This window comes from Actinomadura alba, assembly GCF_014323705.1.
GTDB classification, from domain to species: Bacteria; Actinomycetota; Actinomycetes; order Streptosporangiales; family Streptosporangiaceae; genus Actinomadura_C; species Actinomadura_C alba.
The window spans coordinates 74,313-91,689 of the sequence record NZ_JABVEC010000008.1 but is presented as its reverse complement, the minus strand read 5'-3'; the positions used below and the strand labels follow the sequence as shown (position 1 = coordinate 91,689).

General features: G+C 69.6%; 14 protein-coding genes. 6 read left to right on the top strand and 8 right to left on the bottom strand.

Features of this window, described 5'->3' with window-relative positions:
* Positions 1 to 74: 74 nt before the first annotated feature.
* Positions 75 to 2,522, bottom strand: coding sequence for a M14 family metallopeptidase (locus tag HKK74_RS12985; protein WP_187243430.1), 2,448 nt, complete (start codon positions 2,520 to 2,522; stop codon positions 75 to 77).
* A gap of 302 nt (positions 2,523 to 2,824) precedes the next feature.
* Between HKK74_RS12985 and HKK74_RS12980 the strand changes: the two genes are divergently transcribed.
* Complete coding sequence (locus HKK74_RS12980; RefSeq protein WP_312881454.1) at positions 2,825 to 3,310, top strand: fluoride efflux transporter FluC; 486 nt, start codon at positions 2,825 to 2,827, stop codon at positions 3,308 to 3,310.
* Positions 3,307 to 3,669, top strand: a complete 363-nt coding sequence (gene crcB, locus HKK74_RS12975; protein WP_187243428.1) for a fluoride efflux transporter CrcB — start codon at positions 3,307 to 3,309, stop codon at positions 3,667 to 3,669. Before HKK74_RS12980 ends, crcB begins: the two co-directional genes overlap by 4 nt.
* A 114-nt stretch (positions 3,670 to 3,783) precedes the next feature.
* Here the strand turns inward: crcB and HKK74_RS12970 are convergent, their stop codons facing one another.
* The gene (locus HKK74_RS12970; protein WP_187243427.1) at positions 3,784 to 4,041 is read right to left on the bottom strand and encodes a GlsB/YeaQ/YmgE family stress response membrane protein; all 258 of its coding nucleotides are present in this window, start codon (positions 4,039 to 4,041) and stop codon (positions 3,784 to 3,786) included.
* A gap of 200 nt (positions 4,042 to 4,241) precedes the next feature.
* On the opposite strand from HKK74_RS12970, the gene HKK74_RS12965 reads away from it, so the two are divergent.
* A complete protein-coding gene (locus tag HKK74_RS12965; RefSeq protein WP_187243426.1) occupies positions 4,242 to 4,382 on the top strand; it encodes a hypothetical protein in 141 nt (46 codons plus the stop codon).
* Between the two features lie 21 nt (positions 4,383 to 4,403).
* Here the strand turns inward: HKK74_RS12965 and HKK74_RS12960 are convergent, their stop codons facing one another.
* Together HKK74_RS12960 and HKK74_RS12955 are read right to left on the bottom strand one after the other, a co-directional pair.
* The gene (locus tag HKK74_RS12960) at positions 4,404 to 6,152 is read right to left on the bottom strand and encodes a hypothetical protein (protein WP_187243425.1); all 1,749 of its coding nucleotides are present in this window, start codon (positions 6,150 to 6,152) and stop codon (positions 4,404 to 4,406) included.
* A gap of 328 nt (positions 6,153 to 6,480) precedes the next feature.
* The gene (locus HKK74_RS12955) at positions 6,481 to 7,302 is read right to left on the bottom strand and encodes a P-loop nucleotide/nucleoside kinase family protein (RefSeq protein WP_187243424.1); all 822 of its coding nucleotides are present in this window, start codon (positions 7,300 to 7,302) and stop codon (positions 6,481 to 6,483) included.
* 213 nt (positions 7,303 to 7,515) lie between these two features.
* On the opposite strand from HKK74_RS12955, the gene HKK74_RS12950 reads away from it, so the two are divergent.
* Entirely contained in the window at positions 7,516 to 8,385 is an 870-nt protein-coding gene (locus HKK74_RS12950) for a universal stress protein (protein ID WP_187243423.1), read from the top strand.
* Positions 8,386 to 8,542: 157 nt separating this feature from the next.
* On the opposite strand, the gene HKK74_RS12945 is transcribed toward HKK74_RS12950, so the two are convergent.
* The 3 genes from HKK74_RS12945 to HKK74_RS12935 form a co-directional block, all read right to left on the bottom strand.
* Entirely contained in the window at positions 8,543 to 9,109 is a 567-nt protein-coding gene (locus tag HKK74_RS12945; protein ID WP_187243422.1) for a GNAT family N-acetyltransferase, read from the bottom strand.
* A gap of 91 nt (positions 9,110 to 9,200) precedes the next feature.
* The gene (locus tag HKK74_RS12940) at positions 9,201 to 10,223 is read right to left on the bottom strand and encodes a DUF8094 domain-containing protein (protein WP_187243421.1); all 1,023 of its coding nucleotides are present in this window, start codon (positions 10,221 to 10,223) and stop codon (positions 9,201 to 9,203) included.
* Positions 10,224 to 11,054: 831 nt separating this feature from the next.
* On the bottom strand, positions 11,055 to 11,651 hold the full coding sequence (locus HKK74_RS12935) for an RNA polymerase sigma factor (protein WP_222722211.1): 597 nt from the start codon (positions 11,649 to 11,651) through the stop codon (positions 11,055 to 11,057).
* 323 nt (positions 11,652 to 11,974) lie between these two features.
* Between HKK74_RS12935 and HKK74_RS12930 the strand changes: the two genes are divergently transcribed.
* Entirely contained in the window at positions 11,975 to 14,293 is a 2,319-nt protein-coding gene (locus HKK74_RS12930; protein ID WP_187243419.1) for an N-acetylmuramoyl-L-alanine amidase, read from the top strand.
* Between the two features lie 191 nt (positions 14,294 to 14,484).
* On the opposite strand, the gene HKK74_RS12925 is transcribed toward HKK74_RS12930, so the two are convergent.
* Positions 14,485 to 15,057, bottom strand: a complete 573-nt coding sequence (locus tag HKK74_RS12925) for a TetR/AcrR family transcriptional regulator (RefSeq protein ID WP_187243418.1) — start codon at positions 15,055 to 15,057, stop codon at positions 14,485 to 14,487.
* 104 nt (positions 15,058 to 15,161) lie between these two features.
* Here HKK74_RS12925 and HKK74_RS12920 point away from each other — a divergent pair, with 104 nt between their 5' ends.
* Positions 15,162 to 17,369, top strand: coding sequence for an MMPL family transporter (locus tag HKK74_RS12920; protein ID WP_187243417.1), 2,208 nt, complete (start codon positions 15,162 to 15,164; stop codon positions 17,367 to 17,369).
* Positions 17,370 to 17,377: the final 8 nt, after the last annotated feature.

Below are 17,377 nucleotides of genomic sequence, written 5' to 3'. Positions count from 1 at the left end.
ATGAGCGCGCCGGAACGCGCGATGGCCGCCGGCCCGAGAGGACCGGCGGCCACCGATGTGGACCTCGTACTACGTCAGCGCACTTGCACGATCTCCCGGCGGTAGTCGTTGTCCCTGCCGTCGGGCTTGTAACGGCTCTCGACGTTGCCCGCGATGTCGACCGAGAACCACTTCACCTCGGTCGTACGGTCGACGGTGATCGTCTCCGATCCCTCACGCATCCCGGCCATCTTGAGCTTGGGCGACCTCAGCGTCGGCCGGCTGCCGTCGAGGGTGTAGTAGACCGTCGCCGGCTCGTTCACGGTGATGGTGAACTTGGTGGCGCCGGCGTCCCGGGCGGTGACGGACAGCTCGGACTTCGGCGTCTTCTTGTCCTGGGAGTACGCCAGCGCGACCTCGAGGATCCCGATCTGGCCGTTGGCGAACTCCATGGCCTCCTGGTGACCTTCGGCGAAGCCGGGCTGGAAACCGACGGCGTTGAACCGCTTGGTCGCCGGGTCGTAGATGTCCGCGCCGACCTCGAAGTCCCAGCCGATGATGCCGCGGCTGTACCAGTGCTCATCCGCGCTGTTGCCCGCCGCCGAGTAGAGGACGTCGGTCACCGGGCCGGTGCGCCCCGGCCAGATCGCCGTGCCGCGCCACTTCTGCACCTCGTTGAGGATGTGGTCGGAAGCGGCCCAGAAGTACGTCTCGGTGCCCAGGTCGGCGTAGGGCAGGAGCTCCCGGCCGGCGGACTTGTACGCTCCCGGAGGCCACATGAAGTAGCCGCCGTAGGAGTGCGTGTTCATCGCGAACTTGATGTTGGGGTACTTCTGCGTGATCCAGACCTCGTTCTTGGCCTCCGGCTCCGAGAGCTCGCTCGGGCCGGCGAACGTGTCGCTGCGGCAGTTGGTCGTGGAGGCCCCGGTGTAGCCGTCGAACGCCGAGCCCACCGAGAAGTTGCGGTTCAGGTCGACGCCCCACGAGTTGCGGCGGGCGGGGTCGGCGTCGGCCGGGCCGCAGTGGTTGGTCATGTTCCTGCGCTGCATGTTGAAGTCGTACATGCTGTAGTGCCCGCCGTCGGGGTTGACCGATGGCAGCACGAAGATGTCCAGGCCGTCCACGAGCTTGCGGGTGGTCGCATCACGGGAGTAGTTGCGCAGCAGGCGCTCGGCGGTCTCCACGCAGGTCAGCGGGGTGACCCACTCGCGGGCGTGCTCTTGGCAGTAGAGGAAGACGCCGGGCTTCGAGCCGTCGCGATTCTTTCCGATGCGCAGCGCCTGCATCGTGAAGGGCTGCCGCGCCACGGTCGCCGGGGCCTGGAGGCTGTCGGTCAGCGCGGTCGCGGGTGCCGCGGCGACCACGCCAGCACCGGCGTCGCCTCGGTACGTGCTCGCGCTGAGCAGCCCGGCCGCTCCCGCGTTCCCGTTGAGCGCGCTCACGACCTGCGCGGCCGTGCTCGTGACCGCTCCGGAGGAGTTCGTGGCCAGCTTGACCACGACCGCCTTGCCGCTGACCTCGACGGTGAGCGGCGCGCCGGCGGTGCCGGGGTCGGTCAGCGCGACCGAGATGCCATTGCCGCCCTCGGAGCCGTACGCCTTCGAGCTCACGTACAGGGTGCTCGTCGCAGCGGTGCCGAACTGCGCCTGCGCGGCGCGCCGGTAGCCGTTGGTCTTGTTCGGCAGGTCGACCAGTTGGGTGAGCTTGGGGAACTGCTTGGCCAGCGACCCGATCCGCTGGTACAGCTCCGTCGGGTCCATGTAGTGGTCGACGAAGTCGGACACGTAGTGGGGGCTCGGCTTCTTGCGCGGCTCGCCCAGCCACTTGGTCACCGGGACGGTGATCGATCCGCCGCTGGTGCTGGTGATCTCGAGCTTGCTCGGTGCCGAGGTCAGCGGCAGCGGCGTGTTGAACCGGTGGTACATGTACTGTCCCGCGTCGGTAAACCGTGACATCGTCGCGGTTCCGCCCGACCCGGGTGCGGTGCCCGGCCCGCTGTCCCACGTGGCGGTGAGGATGTTGGTCGCCGCGGTGTCGCTGGTCTTCACCTCGACGCTGAGGAACTTCTGGTCGTCGGGCAGGCTGGTGAACCACTCGGCCCGCATCGGGGTCAGCGTGTCGGCCCCCTGCGCCTGCTGCGCCAGCGTGCTGAGCTTCTGGCTCCGCTCCTGCCGCAGTTGCGTCACGTCGGTCTGGTCGGCGATGGCGTCACGAACGTCGACGCCCTTGTCTCGCAGGTCCTTGGACTCCTGCGGGCTCAGGATGGCGTGCACCTCCACGCCGCCGTCGGCCGGCCGGCTGTACTCGGCCAGGTCGACCCCGAGCTGCTCCAACCGGTCGATCCCGGCCTGGTCGGGCACGATCACCCGCATCAGCGCCACGCCGTTCTGCTCGTACGTGGACCGGCGCTCCGCCGGAACATTGCTCGACTGCGATGCCACGCTGCTGGAGGCGAGCATCGCGGGGGTCAGAACCAGCGCCAGCGGAAGGGCGAGCCAGGTCGCCCTCCCTTTCGGCCAGGCCGGTTTGCGGGTGAGCCTCATGAGGGTCCTTTCGCCATGCGGGCGCGACGCCCCGGCGCATACCGCCAGATACCCCCCGATATCGCGCAAACGTGGAAATTTGTAGTCTCCGCGCAAGGTGAAAGTCAAGGCTTTTCGGCTGCCGCCGCGCTGCAATACCGCCGAGCGGCCGAAGTAGCATGGATCGAGGCTCCGCACCCCGGGGCCGCGGCGGTGGGGCCCGCCGCCCCCGCCGGTGCGGATCACCATCGCGGGGATGCCCACGGAGCCGTGCTCCGTCAACGGTCCCTACCAGGTACTTCGTCATGCCGGTAGGAGAGCCCGTGTCCGATGACATCACTCGTCACCCGATAGATCCCGACGTGGATCTCCATGTTCCCGAGCAGCGCTTCGAGCTTCGGCGCGCGCCGTGGGCGGTGCTGGCGGCCATCTCGGCCGGTGGCGTCGCCGGGACCCTCGCCCGGTACGGGCTCACGGTGGCCTTCCCGCATCGTCTCGGGGGATTCCCGTGGGCGACGTTCGTCATCAACGTGGCCGGGTGCCTGCTCATCGGCGTGCTCATGGTGGCGATCAACGAAGCGGGGCGGGTGCACCGGCTGGTGCGGCCATTCCTGGGCGTCGGGGTACTGGGCGGGTTCACCACGTTTTCGGCCTACATCGTCGACACCCAGCAGGCCATCGCCTGGGGCACCCCCGCCACCGGCCTGGCGTACCTGGCGGCCACTCTGGGGGGCGCGCTGCTCGCGGTGTACGCCGGCGTCAACCTGGCCCGCCGGTTTCTGCGCCATCGTGAGGAGCGGCCCCGGTGACCGTCCTGCTCGTCGTCCTCGGCGCGGCCGTGGGCGCTCCGTTGCGATACCTCGCCGACCGGATGGTGCAGGCCCGCCACGACTCCGTGTTCCCCTGGGGCACCTTCACCGTCAACGTCACCGGATCGGCGCTGCTGGGCTTCCTGATCGCGTTGCCGGCCGGCGACGGGATGATCGCGCTCGCCGGTACCGGATTCTGCGGGGCGCTCACCACCTACTCCACTTTCGGCTACGAGACGCTCCGGCTGGCCGAGGACGATGCCCGCCTGCACGCGGCGCTCAATGCCGTGGGCAGCGTCATCGGTGGCCTCGGCGCCGCCTACGGCGGCATGGTGCTGGCTCAGGCCATCACCACGTGACCGGCGACCGTACGGTCGGCTCGATCATGCGGTTCGGCATCCGAGGGAGTCGGCGAGTTCGCGGAACCCCGAGGCGGCGAGATCGCCGGCGACTCCCGTTTCGTCAGGTCGAGGTCATCGCTTGGCGCGCGTGCCCGCGAGCCCTTCGGCAACGCCGATCAGAAGGATCGCCGCGATCACCGAGACGATGAAGCCGAGCACGTTCAGCTCGAAGATGTCGCCGGTGCCCAGCATGCTCGCGATGCTCCCACCGATGATCGAGCCCACCAGTCCCAGCAGCAGCGTGGCGATGATCCCGAGGTGCTGGCGGCCGGGTTTGATCAGGCGCGCCAGAATCCCGATGATCAGGCCGGCGACGATGAATCCGATCACGATATTCCCCTTCTCGTTTCCTTACCGATGAGGGCTCTGTGGCCGCTGGCAACGGCTTGCCCGCCGATTGGGGCGACAAACCAGACGAGCGGTGACGTACGTCTGTGTGACCATTACCTCTTGCCAGGGATGCCCTGAATGACCCGGTAGGGGAATGGGCGAGGTTTGCCGGAGTGCCGGTGAGGAAGTTGTCGAGGCAAATGACACTCGTGCCCGCGGACCTCCGCCGGGCGGACGGCTCCCTCGCCGACCGTCTGCTCGGCTGGCGGCCTCGCGTGAGCTGCCAGGACGGCCTGCTCCGGACCATCAGCTGGTTCGAAGAGAGCTTCGCGGCGGCCTGACCCCGGCCGCCGCCCCCGGCCTCACAGGTCGAGTGCCTCCCGGAAGAACGTCCTGGTGGGCGACTGCCCGCCGTACGCCGCGAACTCGTGAAAGAAGAGGAAGCCCCAGCCGCGCTGGCGCGCCGCGCCGGTGACCTCGGCGTCGGACCACCCCGCGAGCATCGACCGCAGCAACGGATTCTTCGTCGGGGCCGTGGTGGGCCGGACCTTCGTCGGGTCCCAGAACTCCGCCTGGTCCTGTCTCGCGGGCAGCATGACGAGCTTTGCGGCCGGGTTGGCGCGCATCGCGGCCCCCACCGTGGTCATCCGGTCCGTGAGCGTCTTCTGGGAGCCGAAGCTGTTCGGCGACGTCACCAGGACCAGGGTGACCGGTCGTCCCTTGCGCCGCGCCACCCCGGTTCCGATCTCGGTGGTGTGCGACTCGGGCACCGCCTCGGCGGCGGCGTCGAACGCCACGCACTTGACGATGTCGGCCCCGTTGTTGCTCAGCGACGCCCACATGGCGATGTTGCCGCTGCTGTGGCCGGCCAGGATCAGCTCGTCGGCGACCGGTGCGGCGGTGGCCGCGCTCGCCACAGCACCCGCGCCGAACAGGGTGCCCACCAGGGAGCTCATGCGTTCGGCCAGCCCGGCCTGCTGGACCGACACGTACGGTTCCGACGGGTCGACGCCGACCGGATACACCAGCAGGAGCGGCTTGCCGCTGTCGTCGGCGGCGGCCTCGTGCCCCGCCGGACGGTGCCCGATGTCCGACAGCAGGGGCAGCACCGCCCGTGCCGTCGCACCCCCGCCGGCGGCGGTCTCGAGCAGTTTCTCGGGCCACAGGGCACCCTTGGCCATGCCCGGCATGCCGGGCACGGTGGCGCGCAGTACGTCCGTCGCCAGCTGCCACAGTTCCTGCTCTGAGAGCCTCGGCGCCGCCTTGCGCACCGCGTCGAGCCGGGCCGACGGCACCGACGACAGCAGAAAGCGCCCGACCGCGAGCAGCGGTGCGCCGCCGGCGGCCGCGGCCGTGAGCCCGGACGCGCTCAACTGCTGTTTGAACCCCAGGCCCCCGTTCAGCCACGCCGGCGCGATGAGAAAGATCAACGGCTGGATCTTCTGGGCCGGTGCCACCGCCTCGCGCGACGCCCAGGTCATCCAGAGCATCGGCCCCTTGCCCGGCGTCGTGGCGGCGAGGATCCGCAACCTCTCGGGCCGGCCGCCGAGCGCGGGGTGGACGTACCAGTCACCGCGAGGTCGAGCCGGCGGTGAGGTACGGTGCCGGGCTCGCAACTCCCACCACAGCTCGGTGACGTCGAGGAACTCCGCGTCGACCCGGATCTCGTTCGTGGTCGCGGTCAGCAGCGGGTGCCTGCCGACGAGTTCCACCGGCGGGCGGTCGGCGATCGTGACGCCCGCGTTGGGTGCGACGGTGACCGTGACGTCGCGGCGGACGTACCTGGAGGGCATCAGGCTCCCCGTGGCACCGACCGTGAACAGCTGCCGTAGCCGCAGGCCGCTGCCACGAACGGAGTCGACCTCCAGCCGCAGGTCGATGTCGACGGCGACGGCAGCGGGCGGTGGGCTGGGCAGTACGAAGGTCGCCTCGGCCCGGTCCCGGAAGTTGGCGACGGTCAGCGGTACGCCTCTCGCGGGGTCGATCCAGCCGCGGTCGGGTATCCGGTCGAAGGCGCGGACCCGCACCGGGTCACCGATCAGCACCGGCGGTAGCAGCCAGAACGAGTCGCGTTTGGTGGAGGAGCGCGGCCCCCACACCACCGAGGTCATCCGCGTGGCCGGTCGGCCGGTCGCGGCGTCGCCCGCCGGACCCGCCCGGTGGCGGCGGCGCGGGCACTGTCGACGATGGGGGGTACGGTCCCGGTTCCAGCACCGTGCACAAGCCGCATACTCGATCAGTCCTTTGGGAGCCCCGGTGACTCATGCTAATTTCCCGGCCCGGCGAAATGGCTCGGCTCGGTGACCATTCGTATCTCAGCGGTGACCGCTTTCGGCCGGCAGGCCGCTTCCGGTCGCCGCGCCTCCGGCCAGGCTCGCCGAGCATTCGCCAGATAGCCGTGCACTCCCAGAGGCGGTGGCCGGTGCGGGAGGTGTGCGTTCAGTCCGGGGAGAGCCGTGGGTTGCGTCGCCAGGGGTGGTCGGCGCCGTGCGGCCGGACGGCGCTGAGGGCGTGCTCGATCGTGTCATCGATCGGGCCGGTGGTGTCGATTCCGATGGCGTCCGGCCATGGATCGGCGTCCTCGGCCATGCGGGCGGCGATCATCGGGTCGGCGTCGGAGACGCCCCTCGTGCGGGTGCGCAGCCGTTCGTGAGCCAGGGGAGTCCGGCAGATCAGAGAGACCAGATCGGAGTGGGCGGCGATCCTGGCAGCGTCCGCCCGATAGCGGGCGGATGTCCACGACGCGTCGATGATCACTGATTCGCCGTAGGACAGCAGCCGCTCGGTGCGGCGGAGCAGCTCGGCGTAGGTCCGCTTGGTCCAGGAGTCGTCGTAGATTCCGGTGCTGTAGGGGGCGGCGGCGGCGACGCCGGGGGGCAACTCGGCGAGCTCCTTGCGCACCCGGTCGCTGCTCAGGACCGTGAACCCAAGGCGGTCGCCGAGAGCCTCGCTCAGCGCGCTCTTGCCGGTACCGGGCAGGCCACCGACGAGGACGAGGCTCACCGCGCCGGCGTTGAGGTGCCGCAGCGCGATCTCCGCGTACCGGCCGGCCTCGGTCGCCGCCGCGGTGTCGCCCTGCTCCCAGCGCAGACAGGCCACTTTCACGCGGACGAACGCCCGGTAGGCGACGTAGTACCGCTCCCTGGTGGAGAAGTCGAGGAAGCCGAGGTTCACCGGCTTTTTCAGCTTGTACGCCCGGTCTCCGACGAAGAAGACCAGCCCGGCGTGCGTCTCGGCGACGCTGGCCGCCTGCTCGTCCATACAGCGCGTCGGCGGCGGTGCGCACGGCAACGCAGAGGGCCGGCGCATCGGGTCCGATGGCAGCCGGATACGGGCCGAAAGTCCCGTCTTCCGGTGACCTTGCCCAGCAGACAGCCCGAAACCTCCGGGCCAGGCTCGTCCTATGACCGACCTCGGGTCCATGGCATCGGCCTTCGCTAGTGGCTCTGCCGACGTCACACAAGGAGGAAGAGCATGTCAGATCCGAGCGCGGCTCCCATCGTCGTCGGCACGGACGGGTCGGCGCCTGCCGAACGGGCGGTCGCGTGGGCTGCGGACGACGCCGCCCGTCGCCGGCGCCCATTGCGCATCGTCCACGCCATTGAACAGTGGGTATTCGACACTCCACTGGGCACACCGCCGGGGATGCGCGAGTCCCTCACCGAGGCGGGGTTAAGGATCCTTGCGCAGGCCAAAACCGTGGCCCATGAACGCCGGCCGGAGGTAGAGGTGACGACAGAGCTCATCGAGAAGGGGAGCGGGGCGGGGCTGTGTGACCAGTCCAGGCGCGCGTTCGAGATCGTGCTCGGCCACCGGGGGCTGGGCGGATTCACCAGCCTGCTGCTGGGCTCCACGGGCCTGCGGGTCGCCGGACACGCTCATGGACCCGTGGTCATCGTACGTGGTGACCATACGGCGGCCGGCGGCGACGTCACCGTCGGCGTCGATCTGCCCGAGGTATCCGTCGAGACGCTGGAATACGCTTTCGACGCGGCCGGCACACGGTCCGGCCGGCTGACGATCGTCTATGCGTGGGACTTACCCACACCGCTGGTCGCAGGCGACTACGTGATCGATGAAACGGCGATCGAACGCAGCGCGCAGCGGAGCCTCACAAAGACACTCGAACCATGGCGCAAACGATATCTGGACGTCGAGGTCATCGAGAAAGCGGTACGCGGCCATCCCGCATCCGCTCTCGTCGACGCCTCCGAACACGCCGACCTGCTTGTGATCGGTTCCCACGGCCGCTCCCGTCTCGGCCTCGTACACCTCGGTTCAGTGGCGCACGGAGTCGTCCACCACGCGCACTGCCCCGTGGCGGTCGTGCGGCCACGGACATGAAAGGCCTGTCTGTATCGCGCTGCCTGATGCCCACCTGGCTCACCGGCTCTCCCGCTGATCGCAGGCGCGGCCGTCCTGGCGTACCTCATGCGTCGGCACGCGCGCCGTCCCCGGTCACCGCCCGGTCGTCCCGCGTGACATCCCGATGTGGCAGCGTTCAGCCATTCAGGTCTTTATGGTAAATCGTGAAGTCGCAAGGCGTCGCCAGCAGCGGAGCCAACGCCGGATAGGTTTCGTCGATTGTTCCGGTGCGCACCAGCCGATAACCGATACGGCTGTACCAGCCGGCCAGGAATTCTTTCGACGGATGGGTCCAATTCCGGGGTACCAGCAGTTCGAGTTGCATGGTGATGAGCCCGTCTTTCCGGCTCCTTTCCTCGGCGAAGTGGACCAGTTCCCGGCCGATACCGACACCGCGGTGGCCGGGGTCGGCGGCGAGCATTCCGAATTCGCCCTTGTCCCGGTCAAGGCGCTGAACGCGCACACAGCCGACGATCCGGCCGTCCAGGCGGGCCACCGCGATCTGTCCGGCCCGGATCAGGTCGGCGACCTCGTCCACCGTCGTACGTGCGGCTCCGTCCGCCCACAATCCGGCCTCGGCCACCGCGTAGACCTCGTTGACCAGCTCGGTGATCCGGTCCAGCAGGTTCAGGTCGGTGTCCGCGCTGGTGGGCAATATCGTGATCTGGATCGACTGCGTTGATGCAGCCCGGCCTCCGCGCATGCCGGCAGCCTACCGACACGCCATTTCACGATCGCATTCAGTTCCGGGTGACCACCGATGCGCACTCGTGGGGATTCGGCGGACGCGTGCCTCAGCGGCCCTGGATCGAGATGGGCGCCCAGCGGTTCGCCAGAAATCGGATCCGTCCCTTGCCCTTGGGCGGCACATAGGCGAGAACCTCGACACGCTCCAAGGTGTTGAGGGACTTCTGCACCGTGGAAACGCCGGTGAAGGGCCGCAGCAGATCGCCCCACTCACTGTGCTCCCAGGTGATGCCGTTACCCCTGCGGGTGTGGCGGAAGGTCTCCTTCAACTCGACGGCCGACCAGACGAGCGCGCCCCCCGATGTGGTGCGGACGGCGTACGTGGGCATCGTCGTACTCGAGTAGGCGGCGGTGCCGGTCCAGCCGTTGCTCTGGAAGGCCGTCTTGTCCTCGCGGAGGTTCCGGTACTTCGTCTTGATCCAGGGCGCGAGGGTGAGTGAGCGGTAGTCGACGCTGCGCGGCCCGCGGTTCAGCACATCGGCCAGAGCGCCCGAGAGCCGGGCCGGCGGCAGGACCAGTGAGGCGTCGTCCTGCGGAGCGACGTCGGGAAAGTCGGCGACGTCCACACCCGCCGCGAGCGGGCCGGTGGCGGGGGACGTCGTCAGCGGAGTGTAGGCGGCTCGCCACGGCGCACCCGGCTGATCCTGCGTGAGGACGATGATGTCCCTGAGCGGCTTACTGCCCCCTCGGTCGGTGAGCGCGGCGAAGAACCACCGGGGGTGCTCGCTGAACTTCGGTGCGGCGACCAGCGCCGAGCCGTACTTGTACGGAGAGATCGTCAACCGGTTCGCCTTGAAGATCTTGTACTTCGAGGTCTGCAACTGCAGGGTCGAGCCGGTCGCCGCGAGGGCGGCAAGCTTGGGGGAGAGCCGCCGGTTCGCGTTGTTCACGCGGGCCGCGTACAGGGCGAGCGCCCGCTTCGCCTCGGCCTGCGTCACCGCCGGAGTCGGTGGGGGAGGTGGCGGAGTGGAGCGGGCCGCCGTGGGGCGGCGGTCCTCGATGATGCCGCAGGCGGCGGCCGGCGTCAGCGCGGCGAGCAGTATCGCGACGCGCCAGGTCGAGTTGCGCAAGATGAATCCTCAGCGTGATGAACAAGGCCTGGTCAGACGACCGGCCCTTCGCATCGCCGACCTTATGGACGCTGTCAAGTGCGTCTGCGCTCAGGGCTGAGCCGGCGGGCGCCGCATCGTCATGCTGAGAGTGCGCCGGCCTGCCGGTGGAGCGCCCTTTCTGGGGATCCGGTTTCGCCGGGGACCTGCTGACCTGGCCTTTCGGTGTCGCGTCGGGTCCTTCGCCACGCTTGGTCCGCAGCAGTCTCGCGCAGTAGCCGACGACCTTGTTCTCGCCTCCCGCCGCCCTCGTCAGGGTGGCGAGCGCCGGGCCGTTCAGCGCCTTGCCGCGTTCGCCGCCGCGCCTGCTCAGTTCGTACGCGCGGCACAGACCGACCGGCCTCGGCGGCGGGGCGGGTCGCGTGGCCGCCGTGGTGGGGCCGGTGCTCTTCGACGGCGTGCCGGCCGGCCGCGTCTCACCCGGTGTGACCGGGGAACGGTGGGAATGCGGTCGCCGGTCCGGTAGGTGTCCGGTGCCGGCGGCCAGCGCCACCCCGCCGATGGTGGTGGCCATGAAGACGGCGGCGGCGCCCTTGACGGTGAGCAGCCGCGCGAGTCCGGGCTTGACCGGATCCATCGCGCCCGCCGGCGTCCGGCGTGCCGTCCGGAACGCGGCCAGGGCGTTCTCTTCACCGGTCGAGGGCCCACCCTCGGGCGGGGGAACCGCCGCGGTGGCGAGCAGGCGTACGAGCGGGTCGGGATCGGTCACGGATCCGGACGCGGCGTCGCGGAGCAGTCGCTCGGCCTCGCGGCGATCGATCTCAGGGCGATCCGTCTTACGGCGGCGGACGCTCATCTCTTCTCCTTCACCGAGGGCCGCTCCGCCTCTGCCGTATCCGATTCGGCCTTCAGGCGTTCGGCCAGCTCACGAAGGCCGCGATAGGCCGCGGTGCGGACCGCTCCAGGGCTCTTGCCGAGCACTCGTCCCGCCTGCTTCGAGTCCATGCCCATGGCCACGCGCAGGAGCACGGCCTCGGCCATGGGACGCGGCAACGCCGTGATCATTTCCACGGCGTCACCCGTGACGACCCGGTCGAGCGCCTCCTGGGCTTCACGGTCGTGACCGGCCAGAGCGATCATGTCCTCGACGGGTGCGGGCACCTCGGAGCGGCGCCGTCGATGACGCAGGAAGTCGATCGCGCGATTCCTCGCAATGGCGGATGCCCAGCCGCGGAACTTGTCGTAGTCCCCTCGAAACGATCGATGGTCTCTCGCGATCGAACTCCACGCCTCCGCGGCCACGTCCTCGGCGTCGGCGCCCACCAATGCGCGCAGGTAGTGGATGAGTCGCGGATTGAGATCGCGGAACACGATCCGGAAGGCGTGCTCGTCGCCGTTCAGCGCCGCGCGCAGGACGGCGTCGAGTTCGGCGTCGCGTCGCTCAGACAACACGATCACCCACCGGGCGCCGGTGAGCCGGGATGGGCTCGATCATGTGCGATCCCCTCCCATGGCTCCAGCATTCCAACCGTGATCGTTACTACGACCGATGCGCATGGTGACGTTACTCGACGATCGTGGGAATCGTGGGGAGTCGTGACCGAAGATTCCAACGGTGCCCAACGTGACGATTGCCGCTAATGTGACAAAACCGAGTGCCGTGACGCTGGAGTACTCGGAGTTGTTTTCGCAACACGCCCTCTCCGTCCACCCGGGAGGGCCGGCTTCGGCGGGCACGGTCGTACCGCGCCGCATCAGTTGATCGGAGAGTCATGAAACGGCGTGTGCTGGTCGCGCTGTCCACCGCCGGGCTGGTCTTGGCCGGTGCCGCGGTCTACGTGCTCGTCGACGGCGGCTCTCCGGGGGCCTCGCCCGAGTCGCGGCGCAGTCCCGGTCAGGTGAACACGCTCGCGCTGCGCACCATGTCGAGCACGGAGTCGGACACGGCGGCGCAGCGTCCGGTCATGGGCCTCTCTCCCACGCGTACGAAGCCGTTCAGTCTGCTCGGGGTCACCTGGGACAACGCCCGTGCGGACCTCGACGGGTCGGTCCAGGTCCGTACGCGTAGTGCGGCTGCCGGCAGATGGTCGCCGTGGCGGCCCATCGGGGCCAACAACGACGCCGCCCCTGATCCTGGTGCGCACGCCGACCGCCCGATGCGCGGCGGCTCGGAACCGCTGTGGGTGGGCCCATCGAACGGGGTCCAGGTCCGCGTGGCCGGAAAGAGCGGCGCCCTTCCCCAGGGATTGCGCGTCGAGTTGGTCGATCCCGGCGGTGAGCGGCGCGAGCCGGCGCCGCAGGCAGCCGGAGACCAGCCGGATCAGATGACGCTGGCCGGAGCGGTCAGCACCACCGACCCGACCCCTCCGGACCCGTCGGCGAGCGCGACGGCGACGGAAACGACCAGCCCGGCGCCCACCGACTCGGCCTCGCCGACGCAGTCCGCCTCGCCGAGCGCGGAGCCGCCGGCATCACCCTCTGCATCCGCGTCGCCGAGCGCCTCGCCCACCGCGACCGCTCCCACCAGCACGGCGCCGCGCCCGGCCATCGTCAGCCGCGCCCAGTGGGGCGCGGACGAGACCCTGGTGAAGAACCCCCCCGAGTACGCCCCGTCGGCCAAGGTGGTGTTCGTCCACCACACGGCAGAGACGAACGACTACACCTGTAGTGAATCTGCCGAGATCATCCGGTCGATCATGCTCTACCACGTGGGTTACCTAGATAAAGACGGCAAAGAAGTAGGCCTCTGGTGGAATGACATCGGCTACAACTTCCTGGTCGACAAGTGCGGCACCATCTTCGAAGGCCGTGCCGGAGGCGCCGACAAGCCGGTGATCGGCGCGCAGACCTATGGCTTCAACACCGGTTCCTCCGGGGTGGCCGTCCTCGGCGACTACAGCAGTACGGCGGAGCTTGCGAAACCGGGAGCTGTGGGCCTCGCACCCACGCAGGCGATCTTGAGCGCGGTCGCCAAGGTCGCCGCGTGGAAGCTCGGCCTGCATGGCGGGGACCCGACCGGCAAGGTCGTGATGACCACCCCCATCGACAACGGCAAATTCAAGGCCGGCACCGCGGTCACCTTCAACACCGTCTCCGGGCACCGCGACGGCTTCGCCACCGTATGCCCCGGCAGAATGATCTACGACAAGCTCGGCACCGTCCGCACCGAGGCCAAGCAGTGGGCCACCCCCGCCACGTCCGTCGCCGTCACCGGGATCAGCGGCTCGACCAAGGTGGGCACCACCTACTACACCAAGGGAACGGTGACCCTCAGCTGGAAGCCGGCCGCCGTGTCCGGCTACGAGGTGGTCGTCGACGGCACGGTCGTCGCCAGGCCGACCGGAACGGCGACCACGGCGAAGGTGACCCTGGCCGCGGGTTCCCACAGCATCGTGCTGCGCGCAACCAACATCAAGGGCACCACGGTGTCATCGCCCGCATACCCGGTGGTCGCCGACGCGACAGCGCCGGTCTTCACCACTCCGGCCGGTCTCACGATTCGTACCGGCTCGGTCAGCACAGGGGGCTCGACACCGGTCCGGCTCGGCTGGAAGGCCACCGACAACCGGCTGCTGCAGACGGTCAAGGCCACCTCGCCCTCCGCGGCGACCTTCACGCCGACGACGACCTCGTGGTCGGCCTACGCCAAGATGAACACCTCCATGGCATGGTCGCTGACCGCGGCCGACGCGGCCGGGAACACCGCGAGCTCGGCGGCGACCCGAACGACCGCAATCCTCCACGAGTCCAGTTCGGTACGCACCGGCACCTGGAAGACGACGACCTACAGCTACTACCTCGGCAGCAGGGCGTACTACGCCTCCGGCAAGGGTGCCACCGCCAGTTACACCTTCACCGGCCGCTCAGCCGGTCTCATCATCAAGCGAGCGACCAACACCGGTGCCTTCTACGTGTACGTCGACGGTGTCAAGACCGCCTTCATCGACAGCCGGGCCGCTTCCTCGGCCTACCGCCAGATCATCTGGACCAAGAACTGGAGCACCAGCGGCAAGCACACCATCAAGATCGTCGTAGCGGGGACCTCTGGACGCCCCAACGTCATCACCGACGGCATCGCCTACGTCAAATAGGCGACACCTGAATCGGCGTCATTGAATCGGCCCCACGCCGGGGACCCCGGCCCCAGTCCCCGGCCTCCATAAGGAGCGGCCCCACCCACGCGGTGGGGCCGCTCCGGAGTCGGATCCTCGCTCCGCACGAGGAGGCGGCAGATACGCGGTCTCGCTCCACCGCCCGAGCAACGGGCGGTGGCCGATGACCGTCAGCGACGTGCCGGGTCGCGGAGCGCGCCGGTGAGGAAGATCGTTGTGATGGCGGCGCTCGCCTGCTCGACGCCCAGTCGCCCCTGGATGACCCGGGACACGGCGCCCTCCACGAGACCGAAATAGAGCTCGATCAGGGTCTGGTTCGGCAGGTCGGTCCGGAACGTTTCCTCGATCTCGCCACGGTGGAACACCGCGCGGGCCGGCTCGATGATGTTGTGATCGAAGCGCGCTGAGACTTCGCGGGTTTTGCCGAACAGGGCCAGCGCGCGGTACTTGCTGGTCGCGGCGATCACCGCGCGGGTCAACCGGGCGATCGCCTCATCCGCCGGCACCGTGTCGAGCCGGGCGTCGGCGATGCGTGCCGTGAGGTCTGTGATCGCGGTCTCCTGGAGCGCCCGCAGCAGCGCCTCGCGGTTCGGGAAGTAGCGGTACAGGGTGGCCCGCGATACGCCGGCCGCCTCGGCGATCTCGGTCATGTTCGCCTGCTCGCCGCGCTCGGCCAAGACCGAGGCCGCGATGTCGAGGATTCCGGCGGCCACGTGGTCGCGGAGGGCTGCGCTCCTGCTCATCACCAGCGACTTTACATCATCGTGCCATTAGTTGACACAGTGAATCTGTGATGAGACATTGTGTCTCGCACAGGTGTCGGCATGTTCGAGGATGGAGTTCGCTCGTGGCCCAGTACCTCTACCGGCTCGGCCGGTTCGCCCATCGACGCCGGCGGTTGGTGACCGCTCTGTGGCTGGGCCTGCTCGTGGTGTCCGGTGTCGCCGCCGCGACGCTCTCCGGGCCGACCGCCAACGGCCTGTCGGTGCCGGGCACCGAGGCCCAGCGCGCGATCGACATGCTCGACGATCGCTTCCCGCAGGCCGCGGCCGACGGCGCGACCGCGAGGGTGGTGTTCGCCGCACCGGACGGGCGGCGGCTGACCGAGGCCGAGCTCAGGGCCGGTATCGAGCAGGCCGTCGCCGGGCTGCGGACCGTACCCGACGTCGCCGGTGTGGCCGACCCCTTCACCGCTCGGGCGATCAACCCGGCCGGTACGGTCGGCTACGCGCAGGTCACCTTCCGGGTGGCGGCCGCCGACCTGGGCGAAGAGGCCCGCGACGGGCTGACCCGGGCGGCAGGTGCAGGTCGCGACGCGGGCCTGACGGTGGAGATCGGTGGCGACGCGATCGAGGCGTCCTCCGAACAGAGGCTGCAGGAGGTCATCGGTGTCGGCGTCGCCGCCGTCGTACTAGTGATCACCTTCGGCTCATTGATCGCCGCCGGGCTGCCGCTGCTGACGGCTCTGCTCGGAATCGCCGTCAGCCTGACCGGCATCATCGCGGCCACCGGGTTCGTCGACCTCAGCGCGTCCATCGTCACCCTCGCGATCATGATCGGACTCGCGGTGGCGATCGACTACTCGCTGTTCATCCTCATCCGCTACCGGTACGAGTTCAGCCGTACACCCGACGCGCGGGAGGCGGCCGGGCGTGCCGTCGGGACTGCGGGGTCGGCCGTCGTCTTCGCCGGGCTCACCGTCGTCATCGTCCTGTCCGGCCTGTGGGTCGTGGGCATCCCCTTCCTGACACAGGCCGGCCTGGCCGCCGCGGCCACAGTGATCGTCGCGGTACTGATCGCGCTTACCCTGCTGCCCGCGCTGATCGGCTTCGCGGGCGGGCGCGTCCTCGGCAGGCGCCGCGCCGACACGCGTGGCCAGGTGCCGGAGGACCGTGGCGCCGCGCCGGTTCGGCCGAGCCGGTGGGCCCGGCTCGTGACCCGCCATCCGGTCATCACCCTCGCCGCGGCCGCGATCGGCCTGATGGTCATCGCGGTTCCCGCCCTGGGTCTGCGCCTCGGCCTTCCGGACGACGGCATCGCCCCTCCGGACTCGACCCAGCGCAAGGCGTACGACCTGCTCGCGGAGGGGTTCGGCCCCGGTTTCAACGGCCCGCTCATCCTCGTCGTCGACACCGCCGGCAGCGGCGACCCGCAAGGCGCCGTCCGGCAGGTCTCCGCCACCGTCTCGGGGCTCCCCGGGGTCGCCGCGGTCACCCCGCCCGCCGTCAACCCGGCCGGCGACACCGCGCTCCTCACCGTGGTGCCGCGCGGGGCACCCAGCAGCCGGCAAACCGCGGACCTGGTCGCCGACATTCGCGACCAAGGCGCCGGCCTGCGCGCCACGACCGGCGCGGGCGTCGCCGTGACCGGCCTGACGGCGCTGAACATCGACATGTCCGAGAAGCTCGCCGAGGCGATGGTGCCCTACCTCGCCCTGGTCGTCGGCTTGGCCATCATCCTGCTGGCACTCGTCTTCCGGTCCGTGCTCATCCCGGTCAAGGCGACCCTCGGCTTCCTGCTCAGCATCGCCGCCACGTTCGGGGCGGTGGTCGCGGTCTTCCAGTGGGGCTGGCTGGCCGGCCTGTTCGGCGTGACACAGACCGCGCCCATCCTCAGTGCCCTGCCGATCTTCCTGATCGGCGTCGTGTTCGGCCTGGCCATGGACTACCAGATCTTCCTCGTCACCCGGATGCGCGAGGCGTACGTGCGCGGGGCCGAACCGACGAACGCCATCGTGACCGGGTTCGGCCACAGCGCCCGGGTGGTCACCGCCGCCGCGATCATCATGGCCGCGGTCTTCTCCGGCTTCATCCTGTCCCCGGACCTGCTGGTCAAGTCCATCGGCTTCGCCCTGGCCGGCGCCACCCTGTTCGACGCGTTCGTGGTCCGGATGACCATCGTGCCCGCCGCGCTGACCCTGCTGGGGCACCGCGCGTGGTGGCTGCCCCGCTGGCTCGACCGGGCACTGCCCGACATCGACGTGGAAGGCCGTGCGCTCGAAGAGCCGGTCGAGGACGACGTGGAGCGGCAGGAGCCACGACCCGCGGCCGTGTAGTGCCCGTA